The sequence below is a fragment of the Schaalia sp. JY-X159 genome (assembly GCF_014525425.1).
Lineage (GTDB): Bacteria > Actinomycetota > Actinomycetes > Actinomycetales > Actinomycetaceae > Scrofimicrobium.
On sequence record NZ_JACEXI010000004.1, the window covers coordinates 77004 to 100446 of the forward strand.

Consider the following 23443-nt stretch of genomic DNA (forward strand, 5'->3'; position numbering starts at 1 on the left):
CGGGTGAGCTATGAGGTAGAAATTGGTAGGGGAAAGCGTGGGCGTAGAGCTTACAGCTTGGACGATATTGCTCTGATACCAGCGCGTCGTACCAGGGACCCCGAAGATGTCAATGTCTCATGGCAGCTGGACGCATACCACTTGGATATTCCAGTGCTTGCAGCACCCATGGACTCCGTGATGAGCCCCAGCACAGCAGTTGAGATTGGTCGACTTGGTGGCGTTGGCGTCCTCGACCTCGACGGGCTGTGGACACGATATGAGGATCCACTTCCACTTCTGGAAGAGATTGTCCGGGCCCCGGATAGCGATATCACTTCGCGGCTCCAACAAATCTACTCCGCACCCATCAGGGACGAGCTGATTGGTCAGCGCCTTGAGGAGATGCGTGTTGCCGGCGTGACGGTGGCCGGGCGACTTTCCCCGCAGCGGACCCAACGGCACTGGCGAACTGCGGTCGAGGCCGGGATCGAGCTGTTCGTCATTCGTGGCTCCACGGTGTCTGCGGAACACGTCTCAAGCAGAAGTGAGCCACTGAACCTCAAGCGCTTCATCTATGAGCTGGACGTCCCTGTTGTTGTCGGGGGAGTGGCGACGTACACGGCGGCGCTGCACCTCATGCGTACGGGGGCGGCTGGTGTTCTGGTGGGATTTGGTGGCGGGGCCGCACATTCCACGCGTCAATCGCTAGGGATCCACGCGCCAAACGCGACGGCCATAGGCGATGTTGCGGCAGCTAGGCGCGATTACCTTGATGAATCGGGTGGTCGCTATGTCCACGTCATTGCCGATGGAGGTATGGGGCGAAGTGGTGACATGATCAAAGCTATCGCCTGTGGGGCTGATGCTGTCATGTTGGGGGCCGCCCTCGCACGCGCCACTGAAGCTCCGGGCCGTGGTTGGCATTGGGGTTCGGAAGCCACCCACCCCGAGGTACCCCGCGGACACCGGGCTCACGTGGGAACTGTGGGCACTTTTGAGCAGATTCTTTACGGTCCGTCGGTGCGTGACGACGGATACCTGAACTTCATCGGCGCCCTGAAGCGTGCGATGGCAACGACTGGATACGCAGAAGTGAAGGATCTGCAAAGGGTCGAGGTCGTGGTCAGCCCTTACAGACCAACGTAACAAAGACATGGCAAGCCGTTGCTTCAAAGCTTGGCCTGAACCGGCCGCAACCAAATCGGCATCAAACGTAATAGAGAAGCGATCTCAAGGAGAAAAACATGACGGAATACCGCATTGAGCACGACACGATGGGTGAAGTGAAGGTACCCAAGGATGCCCTCTACGCGGCACAAACCCAGCGTGCAGTAGAAAACTTCCCGATTTCCGGGGAGACCCTCAAGCCCCACCACATTGCCGCCCTCGGACAGATCAAGCGTGCGGCTGCTCTAGCAAACCAGGAACTTGGTGTCGTCGACGGTGAGATCGCACAGGCAATCGTCGAGGCCTCAGATGAGGTAATCGCGGGCAAGCACGACAAAGAGTTCCCGATTGACGTTTTCCAGACAGGTTCCGGAACGTCCTCGAACATGAACACGAACGAGGTCGTGGCAAGCCTGGCATCAACCATTGCGGGCAAGTCAGTGCACCCCAACGACCATGTCAATGCTTCCCAGTCTTCGAACGACGTCTTCCCTTCATCAATCCACATTGCTGCCTACCAGGCTGTAGTTGAGGTGCTTCTTCCGGGGCTGAAGACCCTGCAGAACTCGCTGGAAAACAAGTCTGTGGAGTTCGAGGGTGTCGTCAAGTCCGGCCGTACCCACCTCATGGATGCCACCCCAATCATGCTGGGCCAAGAGTTTTCAGGCTTCGCGCAGGCAATGAAGTACGGTGTTGAGCGGGTCGAGGGCGCACTGCCGAGGCTCGCGGAGCTTCCCCTAGGCGGGACCGCGGTTGGTACAGGAATCAACACGCCTGCGGGTTTCTCCGCTCGTGTTATTGAGCTGATTGCTGAGAACACGGGACTTCCTTTCACTGAAGCCCCGAACCACTTTGAGGCTCAGGCTGCGCAGGACTCCCTGGTGGAGCTTTCCGGGCAGCTGCGTACAGTTGCTGTTTCCCTGGTCAAGATCGCCAATGATCTGCGTTGGATGGGATCCGGTCCCCGCACGGGTCTGGGTGAAATCAGCCTTCCCGACCTGCAGCCCGGGTCTTCCATTATGCCGGGTAAGGTCAACCCCGTGCTGCCTGAAGCAACAGTCATGGTGGCGGGTCAGGTAATCGGCAACGACGCTGCTATCGCGTTTGCCGGGTCTCAGGGCAACTTTGACCTGCTGGTCATGCTGCCGGTTATGGCAGCAAACTTGCTCCAGTCCATCAACATCCTGGGTAACGTTTCGCGCACCTTGGCCGACCGCTGCGTTGATGGAATCACCGCAAATGTTGAGGCATGCCGCCGCTATGCAGAGTCGTCACCCTCGATCGTCACGCCTCTTAACCGTCTGATCGGTTACGAGAATGCCGCGAAGATTGCCAAGCACTCGGTCAAGAACGATATGACTGTTCGCGAGGCCGTTGAGGACCTTGGATTCGTTGAGCGTGGGGAAGTCACTTCGGAGCAGCTCGACGCCGCGCTTGACGTCTACTCCATGACGGGTCCGAAGCAGAGCTAACCCGCTGCCCAAATGTATGTGTGGGGGCCCAATGTGCGTCTGGGGTATCGACCCCAGACGCACATTTCGTCCCGTCGTATACATTTGAGGACCCGCGCCTCTAAGGTCGCCGCTGTCGCCTTAGGTCGCCGCCGTTTTGGAGAATTACAAGCCACCTTAGGTGACAGCGGCGACCTTACGCGTGGGGGCCGGGGGTCCCGAACGTGCGTGGGCCGGTCGCGTGGTGGGCCGGTCGCGTGGTGGGTCGGCGTGGTGGGTCGGCGTGGTGGACCGGCATGGTGGGCGGTGGATCGGTCGGCCGACTGCGGGTTGGGGCCGGTGTCGCCCGTGAAGCCCAGACGCGCTAGACCTGGGTTGTGCGACCTCTGTAGACCAAAATGCCTGTGAGGACGATGCCGACCAGCGCAATCACAATGATGTAGCCAGCCGTCTGCAGCGCAGGGTATGTCGCCATCACTCCGAAGGTGAGGGCCTGAATCAGGGAAACCGCAGCCCCGCCCGTGTAGTAGGCGCGCTTCTTGGCGGGAGAAACCCTCGCGATTACCGCCAGGGCGCCCGCCAGAACACCGAACGCTACCGCCAAGACAAACACTAAGACAGTCATGCTTCCGGCGTCCCTTCGTCTTGGAGTCGCAGGTCTGGTTTAGTCGCTCTGGGGTCCGGTTCCGGTGTGTTGGGCGTTGGCTCAAGCCCGTTGAGGTTGGCCTCGAGCTGCTCCAGCTCCGCAAGCCAAGGCGCGGCCAGTGCATCCGCTGGCATCCGCCAGTCACCGCGCGGTGACAGCGAGCCCCCGGCCATCACCTTCGGGCCATTCGGTAGCGTAGAACGTTTGTATTGGCTGGCAAAGAAACGCCTGAAGAAGACCCCCAGCCACTTCACCATCTCAGCTCGCGAGTACTTCTCACCCCATGCAACCTCTTGCATGAAGAGTATCTTCGCTGGCCCGAACCCCGCATTCAGCAGATGGTAGAGCGTGAAATCCTGCAGTTCGTACGGGCCGATAGCAGCCTCCGTCGACTGCCCGCCGCCATCACTACCCGGCACCAACTCGGGGGAAATCTCCGTGTTGAGAATGCTCGACAGTACGCCCGTGACGGACGTCCCGAAAGCCTCGGAACTGATCACCCAACGCAAGACCTCTTGAATCATGGTCTTGGGAAGGCCGGCATTGACGCCGTAGTGGCTCATGTGGTCGCCAACGCCAAACGTGCACCATCCAAGCGCCAACTCAGAAAGATCCCCAGTACCCACAACGATCCCGTGGTTCTGCCCCGCTAAGCGGAACAGGTAGTCAGTTCGCAGACCGGCCTGAACGTTCTCAAACGTCACGTCATATACGGGCTGCCCAGCGCCAAAAGGGTGACCCATCGCCGTGAGCATTGCCCTTGCAGCCGGGCGTATGTCCAACTCGCTGAACGTGGCCCCGACCTCGTTGGAAAGGACTTCAGCATTCGTTCGCGTCTTCTCTGAAGTGCCGAAACCGGGCATGGTGAACGCGAGAATATCGCTGCGAGGATGCCCCAGCTCATCCATTGCACGCGCCGCAACAAGCAATGCGAGAGTCGAGTCAAGCCCGCCAGAGACTCCGATGATCAGCTTTGAGGTGTTGATGGCGACCATGCGCCGCACGAGGGCGTTCACCTGGATAGCCATCGCCTCTTCCGCTGGGGCATTCACCTGGGATTCGACACCGCCCATGAACGGGAAGCGAGCAATCGCACGGTGAACCCCGACATCGTGGCGCGGAGGCGCAAGTTCCACACTTACAACCGCAGGCGGCTCACCGACCTCGGCGGTGTGTGCGTTGTCTGCGAAAGTGTTCTGTTTGCGTCGCCGATTCACCAGCAGGTCCACGTCGACGTCCGCGACGGTGATGTCGAGGGCGGGACGGAACGTAGTGGTGTGTGCAAGTGTCTGCCCGACCTCGCAAATCAAGGTTTCTCCATCCCATGCCAAGTCGGTGGAGGACTCACCAAAGCCCGCCGCCGAATAGACGTAGGCCGCTAGAGAAGTGAGGGACTGGGCTGCAATCAGAGAGTGCCGCGTTGAGGTTCGCCCCACTGTCGCTGGGGAAGCCGACAGATTAGCGATGATGGTTGCCCCCTGGAGGGCAGCTACGGACGAGGGCGCAATGGGCACCCACACGTCCTCGCAAATCTCTACGGCCAGACGGAACCCCGGAAGATCGCTTGCTTCGACCTGGAAGGAGCCGAAGGGGAAGGCGCCTTCCCCGCCCTCGGAATCCTCCACCAGTCGTCCATCCCAACGCGTCGCCTTGACTTCGCTGATTGCATCGAGAGTTGAAAAATACCGTTTCTCATAGAACTCGCTGTATGCAGGCAGGTGCATCTTGGGGGTGATTCCCAGGATTCGCCCTCGATGGACGACCACAGCGCAGTTGTAGAGGCGGTCGCGCAGTTCCAGGGGGGCGCCGAAAACCAGGATGGGGAAGAGGTCTGCCGAGGCAGCCACAATCTCGTCGATTCCCCGACGTACTGCCGCCAACAGGGGAGCGCTGAAAACCAGGTCATCTATGGAGTAGCCTGTGAGTGTTAGCTCAGGAAACACCGCAACCGCAACTGCCTCCTCATGACATGCCCGCGCGGCGCGAATCACCTCTGCTGCATTTGCGGACGGGTCGGCAAGGTGAACGGGCACAGTGACACCGCCAACGCGGACCAGCCCATGGCAATAGATTGACCTGTACGTATCCATCGGGGTTAGACCACCGTCATCGCTTGGGTGGCGATGGCAAGTTCCTCGTTGGTGGGGACAACCATGACACGCACGACGGAGCCCTTGCGAGAGATCGTGATGGCATCGCGCGGGCGCTGACCGTTTGCCTCTTCGTCTAGAAGCAGCCCGAGGGGCTCAAGCCTTTGGCAGACCTCGCGGCGAAGATCAATATCATTTTCACCGATACCGGCCGTGAACGTGAGGACGTCGAGGCCGCCCATCTCTGCCGTGTAGGCACCGATGTACTTGACGATGCGGTTGACGTAGATGTTGAGGGCTTCGCGGGCGCGCTTGCGGGCGCTGTGGTCACCGGAGCGGGCAATATCGCGAACCTGACGCATATCGTTGTCGCCGGTCAGCCCCTTCAGACCGGAACGGCGGTTCATCAGTTCATCGACGTCATCAACTGACATTCCTGCGACGCGTTGCAAGTAGAAGGTGACGGCCGGGTCAATATCACCGGTTCGGGTTCCCATCACCAGTCCCTCAAGTGGCGTCATGCCCATTGAAGTGTCCACGGCGTGATCCCCAACAATCGCGGACGCTGATGCGCCATTTCCGAGGTGGAGAACAATCTGCTTGAGGTCGCGGCCGCCAAGGATCTCAGAGACGCGCTTCGACACGAAGCGGTGTGAGGTTCCGTGGGCGCCATAGCGACGGATTGAGTAGCGTTCCGCAATGTCGCGGTCGAGGGCGTAGAGGGCAGACTCTGGAGGAAGATCCTGGAAGAACGCGGTGTCGAATACGGCGACCTGGGGGATCTGCGGGAGGAGTTCTTGCGCAACCTTGATTCCAACCAGAGCCGGCGGGTTGTGCAGCGGTGCCAGTGTTGAGAGTTCATCAATAAGGCGAATCACCCGGTCGTCAACAAGCGCTGGGCCGTTGAAGTAACGGCCACCCTGAACAATGCGGTGACCGACCGCGACAATGTTTGCTTCTTCGAGTGGGGGGCCGACCTCTTCGAAGAGGTCGAGGATCATTTTCATGGCGTCAGCATGAGTGGGGATGGGTTCAGTAATGTCAACTTCGCGCACCGAGTAGCGGTGGTGCAGGTGTCCCACGTCCTCGCCAATGCGTTCCGCAAGCCCCTGAGCTACAGAATGCCCAGTGTCCGGATCGATTAGCTGGTACTTGAGAGACGAGGATCCGGAGTTGATAACCAATACGGTCTGAGGCATTACTTGTTTCCTTCTGCTTGTGCCTGGGCCTGGACGGCGGTGATTGCCACGGTGTTGACGATGTCTTCAGTTGTTGCGCCACGGGAGAGGTCATTGATTGGTTTAGCCAACCCCTGAAGGATTGGGCCAACCGCGACGGCGCCCGCGGTGCGCTGCACGGCCTTGTAGGCGATGTTGCCCGAGTTGAGGTCTGGGAAGACGAGGACGTTTGCCGCGCCCGCGACAGGGGAGCCAGGGGCTTTCTGCTTGCCCGTCGTGGGATCGATGGCCGCATCAAACTGGAGTGGGCCCTCAATCGCCAAGTCAGGTGCAGCCTCCCGCGCCAAGTGCGTTGCCTCGGTAACCAGATCGGGTGAAGGGCCGGATCCCGACCCCAGGGTCGAGTAGGAAAGCAGTGCAACCTTGGGGTCAACACCAAAAGCTCTTGCTGTCTGCGCGCTAGAAAGCGCAATCTGCGCCATTTGCTCCGCGGTGGGGGAGACAACGACAGCGCAGTCACCAAACACCATGACCCGGTCAGACATGAGCATCAGGAAAGAGGAGGACACCAGGTTGACGCCGGGGGCCGTCTTGATGATTTGGAATGCGGGGCGGATTGTGTCCGCGGTCGTGTGGGTCGCACCCGACACCATTCCGTCAGCGTCGCCCATTTTCACCATCATGGTGGCGAAGTAGGTCGGATCTGCAACGACCTTCCGTGCGTCCTCGACCGTCATGCCTTTTGCCGCGCGAAGACGCGCCAACTCTTCCGCGTACTTCTCGAAGTGGTCGGGGTCCGAAGTGGCCAGGACTGTGGCTCCGTCGATGTTCAGTCCGAGGGCGGAGGCTTTGGCGCGGATCTCGCCCTCGTTCCCAATCAGGACGATGTCTGCAACACCCTGGGCAAGAAGCTCATCAGTTGCAGTGAGGATTCGCTCATCCTCGGGTTCGGGAAGGACGATTCGCTGCCGGTTCGCTGCGGCGCGCTTGAGGAGGTCACCCTGAAATGCCAGTGGGGTAACAACGTCAGGCGCCGCTACAAGAAGGGAGTGGATGTCATCTGCCGCAAGCGGTGCGTCGAACACGGGGACTACGTCTTTAGAGATTGCAACACCTCGGGCGCCAGAGACAACAACGCCAGCCACGGTCGCGTGGTGCCTGGTTGCCCTAGCAAGGAAGGTAGTGACTTCCTGGTCCAGCAAATCCGCGCTCATTCCCGCCCCGTCCAGTGCATAAACAACGGACAGATCAGCACTTGCAGCCAGATCCAGGTTCCACCCCAGCAGGTCGAACGAGGGCGACGGAACGGCCCCGACACCCTGCACGATTACGGTGCCCTGCTGTGCCGAGCGTAGGGACACCACACTTTCGCCGAGGGCGGTCTTGGGATTCTTGACTAGGTCCGCGGTGGTTCCGCCCGAATAGGCATTGAAGACGCCCAGATCAGAACCCAGTTCGCCCTCTTCGAGGGTTGCTTGAAGATCTTCGAATACCTGGTTGACGACCTCTGCGGCCTCTGAACCCAAAACTATTAGACGTGAAGACACTGTTATTCCTTACTGGCCCAGTGAAGAGTTACAGCGGGCCATGCAGACGAGGTGCGCGCGGGCATTTCCACGTTCCATCGTACCGCTCGACACTGATTTGTTTCTTCCCCTTTCCTGCCGCTAAGGTGGTGGCTATGTCTCAAAACTTCCGGTAGTCCGATCCGCTTGGTCGCAGTAGCGACAGCGTAACCGTCGGACAGACGCGCCACACCCCAAGGGCTCCCCAGCGGAGACGGGTGATCTGCGCTCTCGGTACCAAATCAGACTTTTCTTATAGGAACCTCCACGTCTTTAGAGGCATATTATGGCAAAAAGCTCCCCCACTTCCCCCTGGAACTCAGGGTCTACAGAGGCCTCGGGTGCCACGCAGTTTCTTGAAGAGCGCGCGGATGAAGCCGGCATCAAGCTGCCACCTTTGGGTAAAACTCCAAAGCGGTGGCCCAAGATGCTCCAGGCCCCCAAGGGGCCGCCCCTGTTTTACGGCACCACACAGAAGGGTTTCCTCCTGGCGGTGATGAAGGCATGTCGTGGTCCGATCATCGTTCAAACAATCGCCCTGTCAGTTGGCACGGTGATCGGTGCATTGCTTCCCGCCATCATGGGCAGTTCGATAGATTCCGCAATCGACTTTGGTCTTTCGGGACCCACCTGGGGGTGGCTTGCACTTTTCGTAGGTTTGATCCTGGTGATGTCACTGGGTGATGGCTTCAACCAGATGGGCGAAATTGCCGCATTCCTCAACGGCTGCTTCGGTCCGGCGCGGACCGTTGCCCACCGCATTTCACGCGCGGGGCGTGCCGCTAAGCAGGATAAGCCCGCGGGTGACGTTGTCACTGGGATTATTGATGACTCAGACAAGGTGGGGGCCGCGGTCCTCTTTGTTGCGGAAGTGGTTTCCTCAATCTTGGCGATCACCGTCGTCACCTTTGTGATGTACCAGATGTCACCCCTGTTGGCGACAGTTGTCGTCATTGGTTTGCCTATCGCGCTGATCTCGATAGCGCTGCTCGTCAAGCCCATGCAGAAGAAGTTTTCTGTGGTCCGTGAGGAATCAGGCAAGCTCACCACCATTTCCACCGATGCGGTGATGGGGCTGCGTGTGCTGCGAGGTGTCGGTGGAGAGGACTACTACAACGCTCGTTACAAGGAGCAGTCCCACCGGGTGCGGGACGCAGGGATCGCCGCGGCCCGCAACCAGGCAGCCCTGAACATCACGCGGACCTCCGTGCCGCAGTTGTTCATCGCGGTTATCACCGGTTTGGGCGCGTTCTTGACGTTCGAGGGCGTGATCAGCGTCGGGGAACTGGTGGCATTCGCCGGCATGACTGCCTACCTGTCCACGCCCTTCAGTGTGGCTGGTCAGGCTGCATACCTCGGAACTCGCGCCTGGATTGGCTCCGGAAAGCTTGCTGATTTCTCGGCGGTTGAACCACCTACCACAGAGGAACTCTTGGAGAATGAAGAGGAACTAGAAGCCGGGGGAGCAATCGATTTCGCTTCCGCGCCGCTCACCGATATGGCAACTGGGGTATCCATCAAGCCCGGGCTGCTCACCGCCCTCGTCGCACCACTTCCCGCTGTTTCGTCGCAGGTGGCGCAGCGTCTTGCTCGCGTCAATGATGAGTTTGAAGTTCGGATCGGGGATAGGGACGTGCGGCGCCTCCCGTTGGCGACTGTTCGTGAGGGGATCCTTCTGTCCGAGGACGATGCCCAGTTGTTCAGGGGGACCCTTCACTCGGGACTACGGGGGAACACCGCAGAATTTCCACCGCCGCGTGGCGTTACCGAACTGGTGTACCGCGAACACATCGAGGAAGCAGCCCGTGAAGAGGGCACCCTATTCCGTCCCGACCGAGTCCCTGACGATGAGCGACTCGCAAAGTCAATGGCGGTGGCTGACGCCGGCGACGTCCTCGACTCCCTTCCAGGAGGGATGGCCGGTTGGTTAACTGAGCGGGGGCGAAACCTCAGCGGGGGGCAGCGCCAGAGAGTTGCCCTGGCGCGCGCTATCTACGCAGACGCACCCATCCTCGTGGCTGTTGAACCGACCTCGGCCGTCGATTCCCACACGGAAGAGAGGATCTCCAGGGCCATTCGTGAAGAGAGGGAGGGTCGCACCACAGTGGTGGTTACGGCCTCCCCGCTGTGGTTGGAGAAGTGTGACGAAGTGATTGTGCTGGACGAGGACGGGACCGAGCAGGCCCGTGGAACACATCAGGATTTGAAGGCGCGAGCGGAAAGTGGGGAGCCGGGGGCTCTGGCCTACGCCGCCATCGTGGACAGAGAGGCAGGTGAGGGCAATGAAACTCCCCGTGGCTAATGGAAGACAGATCATCGCCGGGCTCATCAGGCTCATTCGCCGCCATGCGGCCGCATTCTGGGTGGTCGTGGCCCTGCAGTTGGTAGCGGCCACCGCCACCGTTGGACTCCCGTGGATCCTTGGCGACATCATTGACAACATCCGTCAGGGGACAACCTCGCGGTACGTGGGCACCATGGTGGGGATCTCCATTGCCTTGGTGCTGGTGGGCGCAGTTGCGGCCTACTTCTCTGAGTACCGGGCACGCATCTTTGGTGAGACGGTTTTTGCGCAGATGCGCGAAGAACTGGTCGAAACTGTCACGAACCTTCCCCTTTCAACTGTGGAGGAAGCCGGCACAGGGGACCTCCTCGGTCGGACTACCCGCGATGTTGAGCGGGTGCAGTTCATGGTGCGTCAAGGCATCTCGGCGATCATGGTGTTGGCTACGTCGATCATCGTGACGATTGTGGCGTCGGTGTGGAAGTCTCCGCTCCTCGCGACGTCACTACTTGTAGCAATCATCCCCATCATTTTCGTCATGCGGTGGTACTTGCCGCGCACACTTCCGGCGTACCGTGCTGGGTCGAGTGCTTGGGCGCGGATGTCGGGGGCGATTGCCGAGACCATCGACAATGCTGAAACCGTTGACGCTCTTGGTCTGCAGGACATTCGCAACAACCGCATCGATGAGGCAATCCGTGAAGCGTGGCGCCTAGAGCGCTACACGGCGTGGCAACGCATCTACCTTATGGTGGGTCTGGTGTTCTTCGCGACCCTGCCGGTAGTCATCGTGGTCGCTCTCGGAGCGTGGGTGCTTCCCATGGGTCTAGTCACCGCTGGGCAGATTGCCGCAGTCGCCATGTATGCCTACCAGATGCGTGGACCGATCTGGAACTTCACCTTCTGGTTCGATGAAATGCAGGTTTCGCAAGCCTCGTTGGGCAGGATCTTTGGTGTCTCTTTGGTTCATCCGGACCGCGAGGCCAGCGACAAAGAACCTGTGGACAACGACGTTGAGGTGTCCGACGTGCGCTACGCCTACACGGAAGGTCGCGACGTCCTCCACGGCGTTGACCTTAGTCTGGTCGAGGGCGAGACCCTCGCAATGGTCGGACCGTCAGGGGCCGGTAAGTCAACGCTAGGCCGCATGCTCGCCGGGATTCATCCACCCAAGAGTGGCCACGTCACAGTGGGGGGTGTCGACCTTGTCGATCTGGCGGAGGACAAGCTGCGCAAGCAGGTGGTACTTGTCAGCCAGGAACACCACGTGTTTGTCGGCACAATCGCCGATAACCTCAGGCTGGCGCGTGCCACAGCAACCGATGAAGAGATCAGGGATGCCCTGGGAGCTGTTGGTGCTCTCACCTGGGTTGATTCTCTTCAGGGCGGCATCGACACCGCGGTTGGAGTGGCCGGATACCCGCTGTCTCCGGGGCGAGCCCAACAGCTGGCGCTAGCGCGAATCGTCCTCATGGACCCCCACACACTGGTGCTAGATGAGGCAACATCTCTAATGGATCCCAGTGCGGCACGCTCTCTGGAGCGTTCGTTGGGGCGGGTACTTGAGGGAAGGACAGTCGTCGCGATTGCTCACCGTCTCTACACGGCTCAAGACGCCGACCGAGTTGCGGTGATGATCGACGGCAACATCGCAGAACTTGGCAGCCATGAGGAACTAGTGAGACAACACGGAGAGTATGCCTCCCTGTGGGCATCGTGGCAGAAGAGTTAGGTAGTCACGGGCGCATGCGGGGCTAGAATGTGCCCGTGACTACCACAGAACTCCCCACAGTCCTTGTCGTCGATTTTGGTTCCGCCTCAGCCCAGGCACTAGCGCGTCAAGTGCGTGACTGCGGCGTCTACTCCGAAGTTGTCCCCCGTTCTTGGACGACTGAACGACTCCTTGGTGAGCAACCAGCATGTGTGATTATTGCCGGGGACCTCGCTTCTCTTGAACCCACTTTGGAGGAACCCGGCCCGCTTGACTTCGCCGCGCTTGCGGAAGAATTTCCCGTCGTCCTCGCCGACAACGACAGTGGAAAGATTTCCGTCCTAGTTGGAAGGGACCGTCGTGAGATGACGGGGGAAGAGTTCGACAGGGGCGCCCTCGAACGTGTTCTTTTTGAAGATGCAGACGTTGAGGCAACCTGGACGACGGAGGCCATTGCGCAGCAGTTGATTAAAGAGGTGCGCGAACAGGTGGGGGATGACCGGGTGATCCTGGCGCTCTCGGGAGGTGTCGATTCCTCGGTGGTTGCAGCCCTCATCAATGAGGCGGTTGGCGACCAGCTAACCTGCGTTTTTGTTGATCATGGTTTACTCCGCAAAGGTGAGCGCGAACAGGTTGAAGAAGATTTTGCCGCGGCGCGTGGAATCGACCTCGTGACGATCGACGCCGAAGACCGTTTCCTGAAGCGTCTGGAAGGTGTGGAGGACCCGGAGGCGAAACGCAAGATCATTGGCGAAGAGTTCATCCGGGTGTTCGAGGACGCTCAGAGGGACCTGGCTGCAGCCGCTGCCGCGAAGGGGCAAGAGGTCAAGTACCTCGCTCAGGGAACCATTTACCCCGACATCATCGAGTCCGGAGTAGGTGAGGGCGTCAACAACATTAAGAGTCACCACAACGTTGGTGGTCTCCCGGATGATCTTGACTTTGAGTTGGTGGAGCCGCTGCGGCGACTCTTCAAGGACGAAATACGCGAACTGGGTAGCGCCCTCGGAATGCCAGACAAGCTGGTGTCACGCCAGCCCTTCCCAGGACCCGGCCTTGGCGTTCGCGTTGTTGGTGCCCTGACCAAAGAGCGTCTCGACATCTTGCGCGAGGCTGACTCTATTGTCAGGGAAGAGTTGTCGGAATCTGGCATGGATGCACAGATTTGGCAGTGCCCTGTTGTCCTGCTGGCAGACGTGCGCTCCGTCGGTGTCACAGATGGGGAACGCACATACGGATATCCGATCGTGCTGAGGCCGATCATGACCACGGATGCGATGACGGCAGACTGGGTGCGAGTGCCGTTTGATGTCCTTTCGGACATTTCCGACCGCATCACCACGGAAGTTCCCCAGATCAACAGGGTCGTCCTCGACATCACACCCAAGCCGCCCGCAACGATTGAGTGGGAGTAGGCGTGGCGCGTAAGTCCCGCAACTGGCCGCCCGAGGGCGAGCCGCTACCGTACCCGGTGATGGACAACCACACTCACCTGCCCGTTCACGAGGGCGAAATCCCCAGGGCTGATGGGTTCCGAATGCCCCTTGATGAGCAGCTTGCTCGGGCTCGGGATGTCAACGTCACTTCTCTCATCACGGTGGGGTGTGAAGTTCCTGATTGGGAGCCGACCCTCCAGTTGGCTCACGAGTATCCGCAGGTCAGGGTTGCACTCGCGATTCATCCCAATGAGGCAGCCCTTCACGCGGGGCACTTGGAGAAGTCGCCGGACGGCTACGATCACGAGATCCTTCCTCACCACGTGCCTCTGATTGAAGCGCTGAGTCACCTTTCCGGTCTCCTCGACGACCCAAAGGTGGTCGCGGTTGGGGAGACGGGGTTGGACTATTTTCGCACCGCTGACCCCGGGCGGGAAGCACAGCGCGAGTCGTTTTCAGCGCACCTAGAACTGGCTCGCATCCATAACCTGCCGGTTCAGGTCCACGATCGTGACGCACACGGCGACTGCGTGCGGCTCTTGGATGCGGATGCTAGTCGCGACCAACCGATTGTGTTTCACAGTTTTTCGGGAGACGCCGAAATGGCGCGGGAGGTGGCCTCGCGAGGCTGGTATGCGTCGTTTTCCGGCATGTTGACGTATCCCGCAAATGCGCACCTCCGCGAAGCATTACTGGAGATGCCCAGGGAACTAGTTCTGGTTGAGACGGACGCTCCATACCTCACTCCTGTGCCGCACCGCGGAGACCCGAATGCTTCCTACTCAATGATTTACACGGTTCGAGCAATTGCTGAACTCTGGGAGGTAACGGATGATGTGGCATGCGCGATTCTGATGGCAAACTCCCGCAGGCTGTACGGGACCTGGTGACGAGTTGGTAGATCAGCAGTCGTCATCCCGTCTGCTCGGCCCTGCAGAGATCCGCGAACTGGCCGAAGCACACGGAATCATGCCCACCAAGAAACTGGGGCAGAACTTCGTCCATGACGCAGGTACTGTCCGCAAGATAGTGGCTAAGGCTGGTGTGACACCGGGTCAGGTGGTGCTCGAGGTCGGCCCAGGGCTGGGATCGCTAACTTTGGGTCTGCTTGAGGCAGGAGCCATTGTTGAGGCCGTGGAGTTGGACGGGGGCCTGGCACGGGCACTTCCGTCGACGGTGGCGGCCCGGGGTGGGGACTGGGCCTCTCGCGTCTTCGTTGTGAACATGGACGCCCTCGACTTGCGGGCCAGTGATCTGCCTCAGGCCCCCGGTGCGCTGGTTGCCAACCTTCCTTACAACGTCGCGGTTCCCATTCTCCTGACCGCCCTCGCTAATCTCCCGTCGCTCGAGTCAGCCCTGGTGATGGTGCAGCGAGAAGTTGCTGACCGCCTCGTCGCCCCGAAGGGGTCCAAGACATACGGGGCCCCCACGGTGAAACTGGCCTGGTATGGCCAATCTTCACGGGTGGGCATAGTTGGTCCCAACGTGTTTTGGCCGCGCCCCAACGTTGATTCCGCGTTGGTTCGAACCACTGTTAGTTCAACTTCCCGCGGCGGCACGGAGCTTCGAGACGCTACTTTCGCCCTCGTCGATGCCGCATTCGAACAGAGACGCAAGATGGTGCGGGCCTCCCTGAGAAGCCTCATCCCGGATAGCGTCGAACTGGGACGCATATTCGCAGACGCCAGCATTAGCCCGGAAGCTCGACCGGAAGCCCTGGAGATTGACGATTTTGTGGCCTTGGCGAGGGCGTGGGTGCAGCGGTGACCAGGGTTGTTGCTTCCGCTCCGGGGAAAATCAATCTGGCTCTGCTGGTGGGAGAGGTTGATGAGAGCGGCTACCATCCCCTGAGCAGTGTCTTTGAGGGGATCAGTCTCAGGGAGTATGTCGAGGTCGAAGAGCTCGACGCAGCCACGGCAGGCTCGCCAATCGGTGCGGTGACCACAACGCGGATCGAGGTGCACACCAGGGTGTACTCGGTTGGCCCGGGTTCGCGTGAACCGCGGTTCGACCCGGTGGCAACACAGGCTTTCGCACAGTTCGATGGACCTGGACATTTGGCTTTCCGCGCGGCGCAACTCCTTGCGAGACCGGGTGTTTTGTTGCGAATCACGATTCACAAGACACTTCCTGTGGCCGGCGGTATGGCAGGTGGATCAGCGGATGCAGCGGCTGCGTTGGTGGCGATGAATGCGCTGGCGTCGGACCCGGTAGCGCAGTGCGACCTCGAACGTTTGGGACGAACGCTGGGAGCCGATGTTCCGGCTTGCCTTGTCGGGGGGATCGCCCTCGGCCTGGGTCGCGGTGACCACATGGAGCAACTCGACCCGGGGACGTCATCGCCAAGTGCGCAATCCCGGTGGTGGGTTGCGATTTTCTCCGATGAGGGTCTGTCAACACCGGCGGTGTTCAACCATTTTGATGCAGCCGCCCGGGCGGGGCACGACTTGGGGGGACCAGCGGAATTCGATGCTGGGAGATCGATCGATCCGCGACTGCGCCGCTCGCTCCTTGCCCCGGGGACCGAGGTCGCTTCTGCACTGGTGAACGACTTACAGTCGGCGGCCTTTAGTCTGCGCCCTGACCTGGCGGCCACGGCCCGTGTACTTGCCGATCTGGGCATTCCGTGGATGATGTCAGGGTCGGGGCCGACCCTGGTCGCCCTAGTCGACAGTGAAGAATCGGCGCAAGACGTGGCCGCACGTCTTGAGGCGTTGCCACGAGTGAGTGGGACCGCGGTGATGTGGGGGCCGACAGAGGGGGCTCGCCTTGAGGAGGCCCTCCCGAAGTGGTGTGCGTCTTAGCCATCCGCCCTGGCCCTGACTCCGGTACTTCCGGCCCCGCCTGGTGCCGCCGGCTGCCCTGACTCCGTCTTCCGTGAAATGTATATGTGGGGACGAAATGTATGCCGGGGGTATGCCCCCCACACGCACATTTCGCCCCCACATATACATTTGGGATGGCGCGCCTCTAGGGTGAGCCACAGCTGGGGCCGACTGGTGTGGGCTGGGGTGCTTGCGAGGTCTAGCCTGCCGAGCCCTCCGGCCTGTCGTTGTAGGCAACCTGCAGCTCATGGTCTGCTTTGATCTGCTTGACCATCAGGGAGCCGCCGCTCTCTAGGAGCGCACGCTTCCACGGCAAAACGCCCTCGATCTCAATCTGGATCGACCAGGACAAGATGGTTCTGATGAGGACGATGAGGCCCAGGATCACTGCCTCTTCTATCGATGGCTTCGAAGTGATTGTGCGCACCAGGTCTGCCGCAACCAGGATCTCTAGGCCCAGCAAGATCGCACTTCCGATGGTGATCCGTAGTGTGCTGAACGCCTTGGCACCACCCTCTTTGCGGCTCAGGGAACGGACTGCGAGGGCCAGGGCGATGATGAATCCCAGCACCATTGTCAGGGTGCCCAACAACTCAAAGGTTTCCGCAATCGCCGTGTAGATAGTTTCCATATTCTCTTCCGCTCACCGAACTGCCGGACACAACGCTACATTACCGGTGCGGTCCTGTCTGATTGCGTCAAGTTCGCTGCTCCACTGTACTGATTCTGTCTCAACCCCAAGTAGTCTGACTCCGTGAGCAATGTTGCACCCGCCCTTGACGAACTGCGCCGAACGCTTTCAGCAGCGCGCTTCCCGCTGCGATGCCCCGGCGCTCAAGAAGGCACGGAAACCTCCATTGAGTTAGCCCAGCAAATTGATGACTACCTGCTCCCCAGGTACACCTCTTTGGATGCACCGCTCCTGGCTGTTGTCGGGGGTTCCACCGGAGCGGGCAAGTCGCTGCTAGTCAACTCCCTGGTCCGCGAACACGTTGCACGTTCAAGCGCAATCCGGCCCACCACACGCGACCCCCTACTGGTACATGCGGTCGAGGACGGAGCCTGGTTTTCCTCTGAGAGGATCCTCCCCGGGCTGGCCCGCCTGTCCCGTTCAAGAGGCACTAGCCAGGTTGTTCCCGATCCCCTCTCACAGGCAGGTGAGCCCGGCGCAAGCAGCCTGGAACTGGTCCAGAGTCCCGCTGTTCCCCACGGGCTTGCCATTTTGGATTCCCCGGATATCGACTCGGTCGTCGAGGCCAACCGTCGCCTTGCCGGGCAACTCCTTGCCGCCGCCGACATGTGGATCTTCGTCACCACTGCTGCCCGCTACTCGGATGCAATCCCCTGGAAGCTTCTGGCCGAGGCCGCATCCCGCAACATCGTCCTCGGCGTTGTTGTTAATCGAATGCCGGCGGGGACACAGAGGGAAATCCTCCCCGACCTCGCCAAACACCTTGATAAAGAGGGGCTGGGCAGCGTACCGATTTTCACGGTCACAGAGTACAAGGATGAGGACGGACTGATACCGCAAGCGGAGCTCGCACCTCTGCGGGAGTGGTTGCTGAGCCTTGCCGCAAGCGCCGCCTCTCGGGCAGCTGTGGCACGTCAGACCCTGGAAGGGGCAACTAACGCCCTCCTACTTCGCGAGTCGGACGTCGTTAATGCACTGGAGCAGCAAGCTGCTGCGGCCTTACGGATGAAAGAGGAGGTGGCCGCCGCTTTCGCGCGGTCACGCGGGACTGTTGAGGTTTCCTTTGAGGACGGGACACTGCTGCGCGGGGAGGTCCTTGCTCGCTGGCAAGAGGTTGTGGGGACTGGCGAATGGATGCGCAAGCTTGAAAGTGGTGTGTCGTCAGTCCGTGACCGCATAGCAGGGTGGTTGCGTATTCAACGCCAGGCATCATCGGCCTCGGCAGTGGATTTGGCAGTCGAGGATTCGCTTCTGAACTCTCTAGTTTCCACAGCGGAGGAAGCGATAGCGAACGTGGAGCTGCAGTGGGCGTCGCGCACCGAATCCGCCGAGGTGGCGGAGTTCGCGGCATTGCGCCTGCGGAGCTCTGAAGAGCGCGAAGTCGACGCGGCGGAGGCAGTCCGACAATGGCAGCGCGACCTCGTCGAAATGGTGTCGTCAACGGGTAAGGATAAAAAGACGACCGCGAGGTTGCTTGCTGTCGGGGTAAACGTGGTGGGTGCGGCACTCATGGTGGTGATTTTTGCTTCAACGGCCGGGCTCACCGGTGCAGAGTTGGCGGTTGCTGGGGGAACTGCAGTTGCTGCTCAACGTGTGCTCGAGGCCGTCTTTGGGGATGATGCAGTGCGAAAGATGACGGCGAGGGCGAGAGAGGATCTCTCGGAGAAAACCGCGCACTTCTTTGAAAAGGATGCTGATTCTCTGCTCGCGGCAGTGGACCAGTACGGTATCAACATTGATGGTCCCGCAAACGTTACGGCTTCGTTCGCGGCGGTTCGTGATGCCTTACGGACGGAGCAGTGGCAGTGAGGGCGGTGACGCTCGTGGAGGGCGGTGTCGCACTTGAGAACGCGACAGCTCTCAGCCAAGGCAAACTGGCATCCTCAGTGACTGAACATGCGCGAGCGCTGAGCCAGAAGATCGCGGGACGACGCGGCGTTGACATGGAAACGACGGTTGTTGTTTTCGCAGGTGCTACGGGATCGGGCAAATCGTCGCTGTTCAACGCGGTGATAGGGCGAAATCTTGCACGTGTCGCGGTGACGAGGCCAACTACTTCGGAGCCGCTTGCGGTGTATGGAAACGACTGTTTGGCACTGCTTGACTGGCTCGGCGTAAGGACGCGACACCAGGCTTCTGATGTGCCGTGGCTTGCTAGTTCCGACCTCGTTCTTGTCGACCTCCCTGACATCGATTCTACGGAAGTGCAGAACCGGGTTGTGGCCGAACGGCTCATTTCCCAAGCGGATGTGGTTGTCTGGGTGGTTGACCCTCAGAAGTACGCGGATGGGGTACTTCACTTGGAGTTCCTTTCTGGTCTGCGCGAGCAATCTGGCGGGATGACGGTTGTGTTGAACCAAGTGGACCTTCTCAGAGTCGATGATGCGCTCCGTGTCGAACAGCACCTCCACCAGCTTCTTGATGGGCGGGGATTCCGCGGGGAGGTGCGTGTCACCTCGGCCATGGAGGGGCGCGGAGTTGCGGAGTTGAGGGATGAGATCGTGGCGGTGGCTGCCACGAAGCGGGCTGCCGCGCAGCGTCTGGCCGCCGATCTGCGTTCACAAGCCACTCTGTTTACGAAGGCGGTCGAGGACGAAGGGGGCGCCCTGGTGGCGCCCGCGAGTCTTCCCCAGTTTGATGGAGTCAGCGGTTCCCTTTCACACGCGCTTGGAGCTGACACGGTGGCTCGCGCTGCCGGTCAGGCGTATGTCCACAGGGGAGTGAAGAGCGTGGGATGGGTGTGGACGCGGTGGATCCGCTCAAGGCGACCCGACCCGCTTAAGCGGCTTCATCTTCAGGGTTCGGGGGAGACCCAGTATGCGGCCGCTTCGTCCCTAGTCCTGTCGGATACTCAGCAAGCCACAACTCGCGTCGCGGTGCGGAGATATGCGCGGGCGGGGACTACCGATCTCCCCACAACTTGGCGTAATCAGGTGGTTGCCGGGGCCGAGAGTGGCGCGGTGAAGGCGGTGCACGCCATGGATGGGTTTCTCGTGAAGTCCCAGGATGACTACGTGCGTCGCCCTCTGTGGTGGCGGGTGGCCGCTGGGCTGCAGGTCTTGCTCGCCGCCGCCGCTGCTGTTGGTCTTGTGTGGCTTGCAGCCTACTGGGTGGCTGGACTGGTGAAGATCGTGCTTCCCGAACCTCCCTATTGGGGGCCGATCGCCGTCCCCACGACACTTCTGGCCGGGGGTCTGCTGTTCGGGTGGCTGCTTGGCGTCCTCGGCCGACTGCTGCTACGTAGCGGTGGGAGGCGAACCAGACGCCGGGTTCAGGCGGACCTGAATGCCCAGGTGGCAGCGGCTATGGGGACTGCCGTAGTGCGCCCGTTGCAGGAGGCTCTGGACGAGTACGGACGTTTTGTGGCGGACGTCGAAACATTAGCCAAGGTTCGAGTGCGCTAGGGTTCGGCTACATTGGCGGCTATCCGAGCAGGTCTGAAAGCTCCAACCATTGCTCCTCAAGTGCCTCTTTCTCCTCCGTGAGCTGGTGCAGTTCCCCAGTTAGTTTGGAGAGTCCCTCAAAGTCCGTTTGGTCGTGATCAGCGAGCCTTTGATGCTGCTTGGCGACCTGCGTCTCCAGTCTTGACAACTTTCGCTCCGTTGACGCCAACTCTTTCTCTTTGGCACGAAGTTCCGCGCCGCTCGAGGAAGGCGGCGTAGCTGACGGCTCAGAAGTGTCCGCGGACTTCTGGGCAAGTGTCAAGTACTGGTCGACACCTCCCGGCAGGTCACGGAAACCTCCGTCAAGGACGGCGTACTGCGTGTCGGTGACACGTTCGAGGAGGTAGCGGTCATGCGACACGACTATGAGGGTCCCGGGCCACGTGTCCAGCAAATCCTCCAGTGCAGTGAGCATCTGGGTGTCGACGTCGTTGGTCGGCTCATCGAGGATGAGGACGTTGGGCTGACTGAGCAGGATCAGCAACAGCTGGAGCCGACGTTTCTGTCCACCAGAGAGCTCACGGACTCGGGACTGGAGGTGAGCGGTCTTGAAGCCGAGTCGTTCCAGTAGTTGCGCGGGAGTCTGCTCTTTGCCATCGACCTCGAACGTGGTCTTGGTGCGGGAAAGCACCTCACGGACTCGATCATCGCCAATATCTGCAAGGGCAGAGAACTGCTGATCCAACACCGCCATTTCTACGGTCTTGCCCTGCTTGACCCTTCCAAGAGTCGGTTCCAGAGCGCCGGACACTAAACCGAGCAGCGTGGACTTGCCCGCGCCGTTCGCCCCGAGGATGGCGGCACGCTCACCGGGCGCGATACGCCAGGTTACGTCCTTGAGGATTGGTTTAGCAGGGTCGTAAGAGAAGGAGACATCCTCGAGGTCGACAACGGTTTTCCCCAGGCGGGCCGTCGCAAGTCGGCTGAGCTCCAGACTGTCTCTGGGGGCCGGTTCGTTTTCGATGAGGGCGTTGGCCGCGTCGATACGGAACTTCGGCTTCGATGTGCGGGCGGGCGCGCCCCTGCGTAGCCAGGCCAGTTCCTTTCGCATGAGGTTTTGCCGCTTGGCTTCCGTCGCACTTGCCATCCGGTCACGTTCCACACGTTGGAGGACGTATGAGGCATACCCGCCCTCGAACGGTTCCACAATCCCGTCGTGAACTTCCCAGGTATCGGTCGAAACCTCATCTAGGAACCAGCGGTCGTGAGTGACAACGACAAGGCCACCAGCAGATTTGGACCAGCGGGTCTTCAGGTGGTTTGCTAGCCACGCAATACCCTGCAGATCGAGGTGGTTGGTGGGCTCGTCAAGGATAAGGATGTCCCACTCGTCAACAAGGAGGGCCGCCAGCGCAACCCTGCGTGCTTGTCCGCCGCTGAGGCTCCCGATGGGAGAGTGCCAGTCAAGGTCCGCGACCAGCCCGTCTATGACCTGACGAACTGTGGGATTGCTCGCCCACACGTGTTCGGGGGTGTCGCCGACAATGGCTTGCCCGACCTCGAGTGACGCGGGAAAATCATCACGTTGTGACAGGTAACCCACGCGCAGCCCGCGACGTGGCACCACGGCTCCACTGTCGGGGGTCAAATCACCTGCGATCAGGCGTAATAGGGTAGTCTTGCCGTCACCGTTGCGGCCGACGATACCGATTCTCTGCCCGTCTCCGATGCCCAGGGTGACGCTATCAAGCACGGTATGGGTAGGGAATGAGACGGTCGCGTCTTCGACGCCAAGTAGATGAGCCACTGGTCAAGGTTAGTCCAGTGGGCACAATTTTCTTGTCGGGCAAGCCTGTGACAGAATGGCTGTTGCTTTCCGCCCTGGTGTAAAGGCAGCACAGGGGTTTTTGGTGTCCTTAGTCCGGGTTCGAATCCTGGGGGCGGAGCGACATGTGAGACTCGCGCAACCTAAGGGGCAACCAAGTGAGCGGGATTATTACAACCGGAGAGAAGCGTCTGGTCCTTGCCAGTGGCCGTGCGTATCCGGAGTTGACCGAGCAGATTGGCAACGCCCTAGGGTGTGACGTCATTCCCACCACCGCCTATGACTTTGCTAACGGGGAAATCTACTTCCGTTTCAATGAGTCGGTGCGCGGCGCGGATGTCTTTATTGTCCAGTCCATGACAGCTCCCATAAACAAGTGGCTGATGGAACAGTTGATCATGATTGATGCGGCTAAGCGGGCCTCCGCGAAGCGTATTACAGTCGTGGCGCCGTTCTACCCCTACGCTCGCCAAGACAAGAAGCACAAGGGTCGTGAACCTGTCTCAGCCAAGCTGGTTTCGGACATGTACCAGGCTGCCGGTGCTGACCGTGTTATGAGTGTTGATCTGCACGCCGCCCAGGCTCAGGGCTTCTTCGACGGCCCCGTCGACCACCTTTGGGCTATGCCCGTCCTCGTCGACTACGTGCGTCAACGTATCGATCTTGAAAAGGTTGCAGTTGTCTCCCCGGACGCTGGACGGATCCGTGTGGCAGAGAAGTGGGCCGCGAAACTTGGGAACTGTCCGCTGGCTTTCATTCACAAGACCAGGGATACCTCTAGGCCCAACGTTGCGGTCGCCAACCGCGTTGTCGGTGATGTCCGAGGGCGACAGTGCGTCATTGTTGATGACCTCATCGATACCGCTGGCACAATCACCGAAGCGGTGCGTGTTCTCTTCCAGGAGGGCGCCGATGAGGTGATTGTGGCCGCCACGCACGGCGTTCTTTCGGCACCTGCATCGCAGCGGCTTGCGTCCTGCGGCGCCTCAGAAGTGATCATTACTGACACCCTGCCGGTTAGTCCAGAGCAGCAGTTTGATCAGCTCACCATTCTTTCGGTGGCGCCCCTTCTGGCGCGCGGCATTCACGAAGTGTTCGAGGACGGTTCGGTAACATCGATGTTTGATGGAGAAGCGTAGGGTGATTCACCCCGCACTCTGAGGGTTGATTGCGCGCGTGGTTCCTCGCTAGGCTGGTTTGGTTGCCTGG

The 23443-nt window shown here is 60.2% G+C and carries 17 protein-coding genes and 1 tRNA gene; 12 read left to right on the top strand and 6 right to left on the bottom strand.

All coding sequences use genetic code 11. The annotated features are described in order from the left end of the window. Positions 1–3 precede the first annotated feature (3 nt). Both IDL90_RS07875 and IDL90_RS07880 read left to right on the top strand, forming a co-directional pair. A complete protein-coding gene (locus tag IDL90_RS07875) occupies positions 4–1128 on the top strand; it encodes a GuaB3 family IMP dehydrogenase-related protein (RefSeq protein ID WP_182142068.1) in 1125 nt (374 codons plus the stop codon). Between the two features lie 98 nt (positions 1129–1226). Beyond that, entirely contained in the window at positions 1227–2621 is a 1395-nt protein-coding gene (locus IDL90_RS07880; RefSeq protein WP_187995020.1) for an aspartate ammonia-lyase, read from the top strand. A 343-nt stretch (positions 2622–2964) separates the two neighbouring features. On the opposite strand, the gene IDL90_RS07885 is transcribed toward IDL90_RS07880, so the two are convergent. The 4 genes from IDL90_RS07885 to pta are packed head-to-tail and all read right to left on the bottom strand — an operon-like array spanning position 2965 to position 8061. Further along, a complete protein-coding gene (locus IDL90_RS07885; protein WP_182142070.1) occupies positions 2965–3225 on the bottom strand; it encodes a hypothetical protein in 261 nt (86 codons plus the stop codon). After that, positions 3222–5336: an NAD(+) synthase gene (locus IDL90_RS07890; protein WP_187995021.1), complete on the bottom strand. Its 2115-nt coding sequence runs from the start codon at positions 5334–5336 to the stop codon at positions 3222–3224. The genes IDL90_RS07885 and IDL90_RS07890 overlap by 4 nt, the downstream gene beginning before the upstream one ends. 5 nt (positions 5337–5341) lie before the next feature. Beyond that, on the bottom strand, positions 5342–6535 hold the full coding sequence (locus IDL90_RS07895; protein WP_182142072.1) for an acetate/propionate family kinase: 1194 nt from the start codon (positions 6533–6535) through the stop codon (positions 5342–5344). Continuing rightward, the gene (gene pta, locus IDL90_RS07900) at positions 6535–8061 is read right to left on the bottom strand and encodes a phosphate acetyltransferase (RefSeq protein WP_187995022.1); all 1527 of its coding nucleotides are present in this window, start codon (positions 8059–8061) and stop codon (positions 6535–6537) included. Before pta ends, IDL90_RS07895 begins: the two co-directional genes overlap by 1 nt. 304 nt (positions 8062–8365) lie before the next feature. Between pta and IDL90_RS07905 the strand changes: the two genes are divergently transcribed. Genes IDL90_RS07905 through IDL90_RS07930 form a run of 6 tightly spaced genes read left to right on the top strand, consistent with a single transcriptional unit; the run spans position 8366 to position 16314 of the window. Next, positions 8366–10381 (top strand): ABC transporter ATP-binding protein, encoded by a 2016-nt coding sequence (locus tag IDL90_RS07905; protein WP_187995023.1) that lies wholly within the window; start codon positions 8366–8368, stop codon positions 10379–10381. Further along, positions 10362–12095 (top strand): ABC transporter ATP-binding protein, encoded by a 1734-nt coding sequence (locus IDL90_RS07910; protein WP_187995024.1) that lies wholly within the window; start codon positions 10362–10364, stop codon positions 12093–12095. The genes IDL90_RS07905 and IDL90_RS07910 overlap by 20 nt, the downstream gene beginning before the upstream one ends. 35 nt (positions 12096–12130) lie before the next feature. Continuing rightward, positions 12131–13489 carry a glutamine-hydrolyzing GMP synthase gene (guaA, locus tag IDL90_RS07915; protein ID WP_187995025.1) on the top strand — a complete coding sequence of 453 codons (1359 nt, stop codon included), beginning with the start codon at positions 12131–12133 and terminating at the stop codon, positions 13487–13489. 59 nt (positions 13490–13548) lie between these two features. Further along, positions 13549–14400 carry a TatD family hydrolase gene (locus IDL90_RS07920; protein WP_187995212.1) on the top strand — a complete coding sequence of 284 codons (852 nt, stop codon included), beginning with the start codon at positions 13549–13551 and terminating at the stop codon, positions 14398–14400. Between the two features lie 4 nt (positions 14401–14404). Continuing rightward, complete coding sequence (rsmA, locus tag IDL90_RS07925) at positions 14405–15277, top strand: 16S rRNA (adenine(1518)-N(6)/adenine(1519)-N(6))-dimethyltransferase RsmA (protein WP_187995026.1); 873 nt, start codon at positions 14405–14407, stop codon at positions 15275–15277. Continuing rightward, complete coding sequence (locus IDL90_RS07930; protein ID WP_187995027.1) at positions 15274–16314, top strand: 4-(cytidine 5'-diphospho)-2-C-methyl-D-erythritol kinase; 1041 nt, start codon at positions 15274–15276, stop codon at positions 16312–16314. Before rsmA ends, IDL90_RS07930 begins: the two co-directional genes overlap by 4 nt. Positions 16315–16534: 220 nt before the next feature. On the opposite strand, the gene IDL90_RS07935 is transcribed toward IDL90_RS07930, so the two are convergent. Then, the gene (locus IDL90_RS07935; RefSeq protein WP_182142079.1) at positions 16535–16966 is read right to left on the bottom strand and encodes a DUF1622 domain-containing protein; all 432 of its coding nucleotides are present in this window, start codon (positions 16964–16966) and stop codon (positions 16535–16537) included. Positions 16967–17089: 123 nt separating this feature from the next. Here IDL90_RS07935 and IDL90_RS07940 point away from each other — a divergent pair, with 123 nt between their 5' ends. Beyond that, positions 17090–18835 (top strand): dynamin family protein, encoded by a 1746-nt coding sequence (locus tag IDL90_RS07940; RefSeq protein WP_187995028.1) that lies wholly within the window; start codon positions 17090–17092, stop codon positions 18833–18835. Then, a complete protein-coding gene (locus IDL90_RS07945; protein WP_187995029.1) occupies positions 18832–20430 on the top strand; it encodes a GTPase in 1599 nt (532 codons plus the stop codon). Before IDL90_RS07940 ends, IDL90_RS07945 begins: the two co-directional genes overlap by 4 nt. 19 nt (positions 20431–20449) lie before the next feature. On the opposite strand, the gene IDL90_RS07950 is transcribed toward IDL90_RS07945, so the two are convergent. Then, positions 20450–22216 (bottom strand): ABC-F family ATP-binding cassette domain-containing protein, encoded by a 1767-nt coding sequence (locus IDL90_RS07950; RefSeq protein ID WP_187995030.1) that lies wholly within the window; start codon positions 22214–22216, stop codon positions 20450–20452. A 68-nt stretch (positions 22217–22284) separates the two neighbouring features. Between IDL90_RS07950 and IDL90_RS07955 the strand changes: the two genes are divergently transcribed. Together IDL90_RS07955 and IDL90_RS07960 are read left to right on the top strand one after the other, a co-directional pair. Next, positions 22285–22355 (top strand) — tRNA-Gln (locus tag IDL90_RS07955). Positions 22356–22392: 37 nt separating this feature from the next. Continuing rightward, complete coding sequence (locus IDL90_RS07960; protein WP_187995031.1) at positions 22393–23373, top strand: ribose-phosphate diphosphokinase; 981 nt, start codon at positions 22393–22395, stop codon at positions 23371–23373. The last annotated feature ends 70 nt before the right edge of the window (positions 23374–23443 follow it).

Excerpts from the sequence above, each read along its gene's own strand:
- IDL90_RS07880 (WP_187995020.1), top strand. The coding sequence starts at position 1,227 with ATGACGGAATACCGCATTGAGCACGACACGATGGGTGAAGTGAAGGTA.
- IDL90_RS07885 (WP_182142070.1), bottom strand. The coding sequence starts at position 3,225 with ATGACTGTCTTAGTGTTTGTCTTGGCGGTAGCGTTCGGTGTTCTGGCG.
- IDL90_RS07890 (WP_187995021.1), bottom strand. The coding sequence starts at position 5,336 with ATGGATACGTACAGGTCAATCTATTGCCATGGGCTGGTCCGCGTTGGC.
- IDL90_RS07895 (WP_182142072.1), bottom strand. The coding sequence starts at position 6,535 with ATGCCTCAGACCGTATTGGTTATCAACTCCGGATCCTCGTCTCTCAAG.
- IDL90_RS07905 (WP_187995023.1), top strand. The coding sequence starts at position 8,366 with ATGGCAAAAAGCTCCCCCACTTCCCCCTGGAACTCAGGGTCTACAGAG.
- IDL90_RS07910 (WP_187995024.1), top strand. The coding sequence starts at position 10,362 with ATGAAACTCCCCGTGGCTAATGGAAGACAGATCATCGCCGGGCTCATC.
- IDL90_RS07920 (WP_187995212.1), top strand. The coding sequence starts at position 13,549 with ATGGACAACCACACTCACCTGCCCGTTCACGAGGGCGAAATCCCCAGG.
- IDL90_RS07935 (WP_182142079.1), bottom strand. The coding sequence starts at position 16,966 with ATGGAAACTATCTACACGGCGATTGCGGAAACCTTTGAGTTGTTGGGC.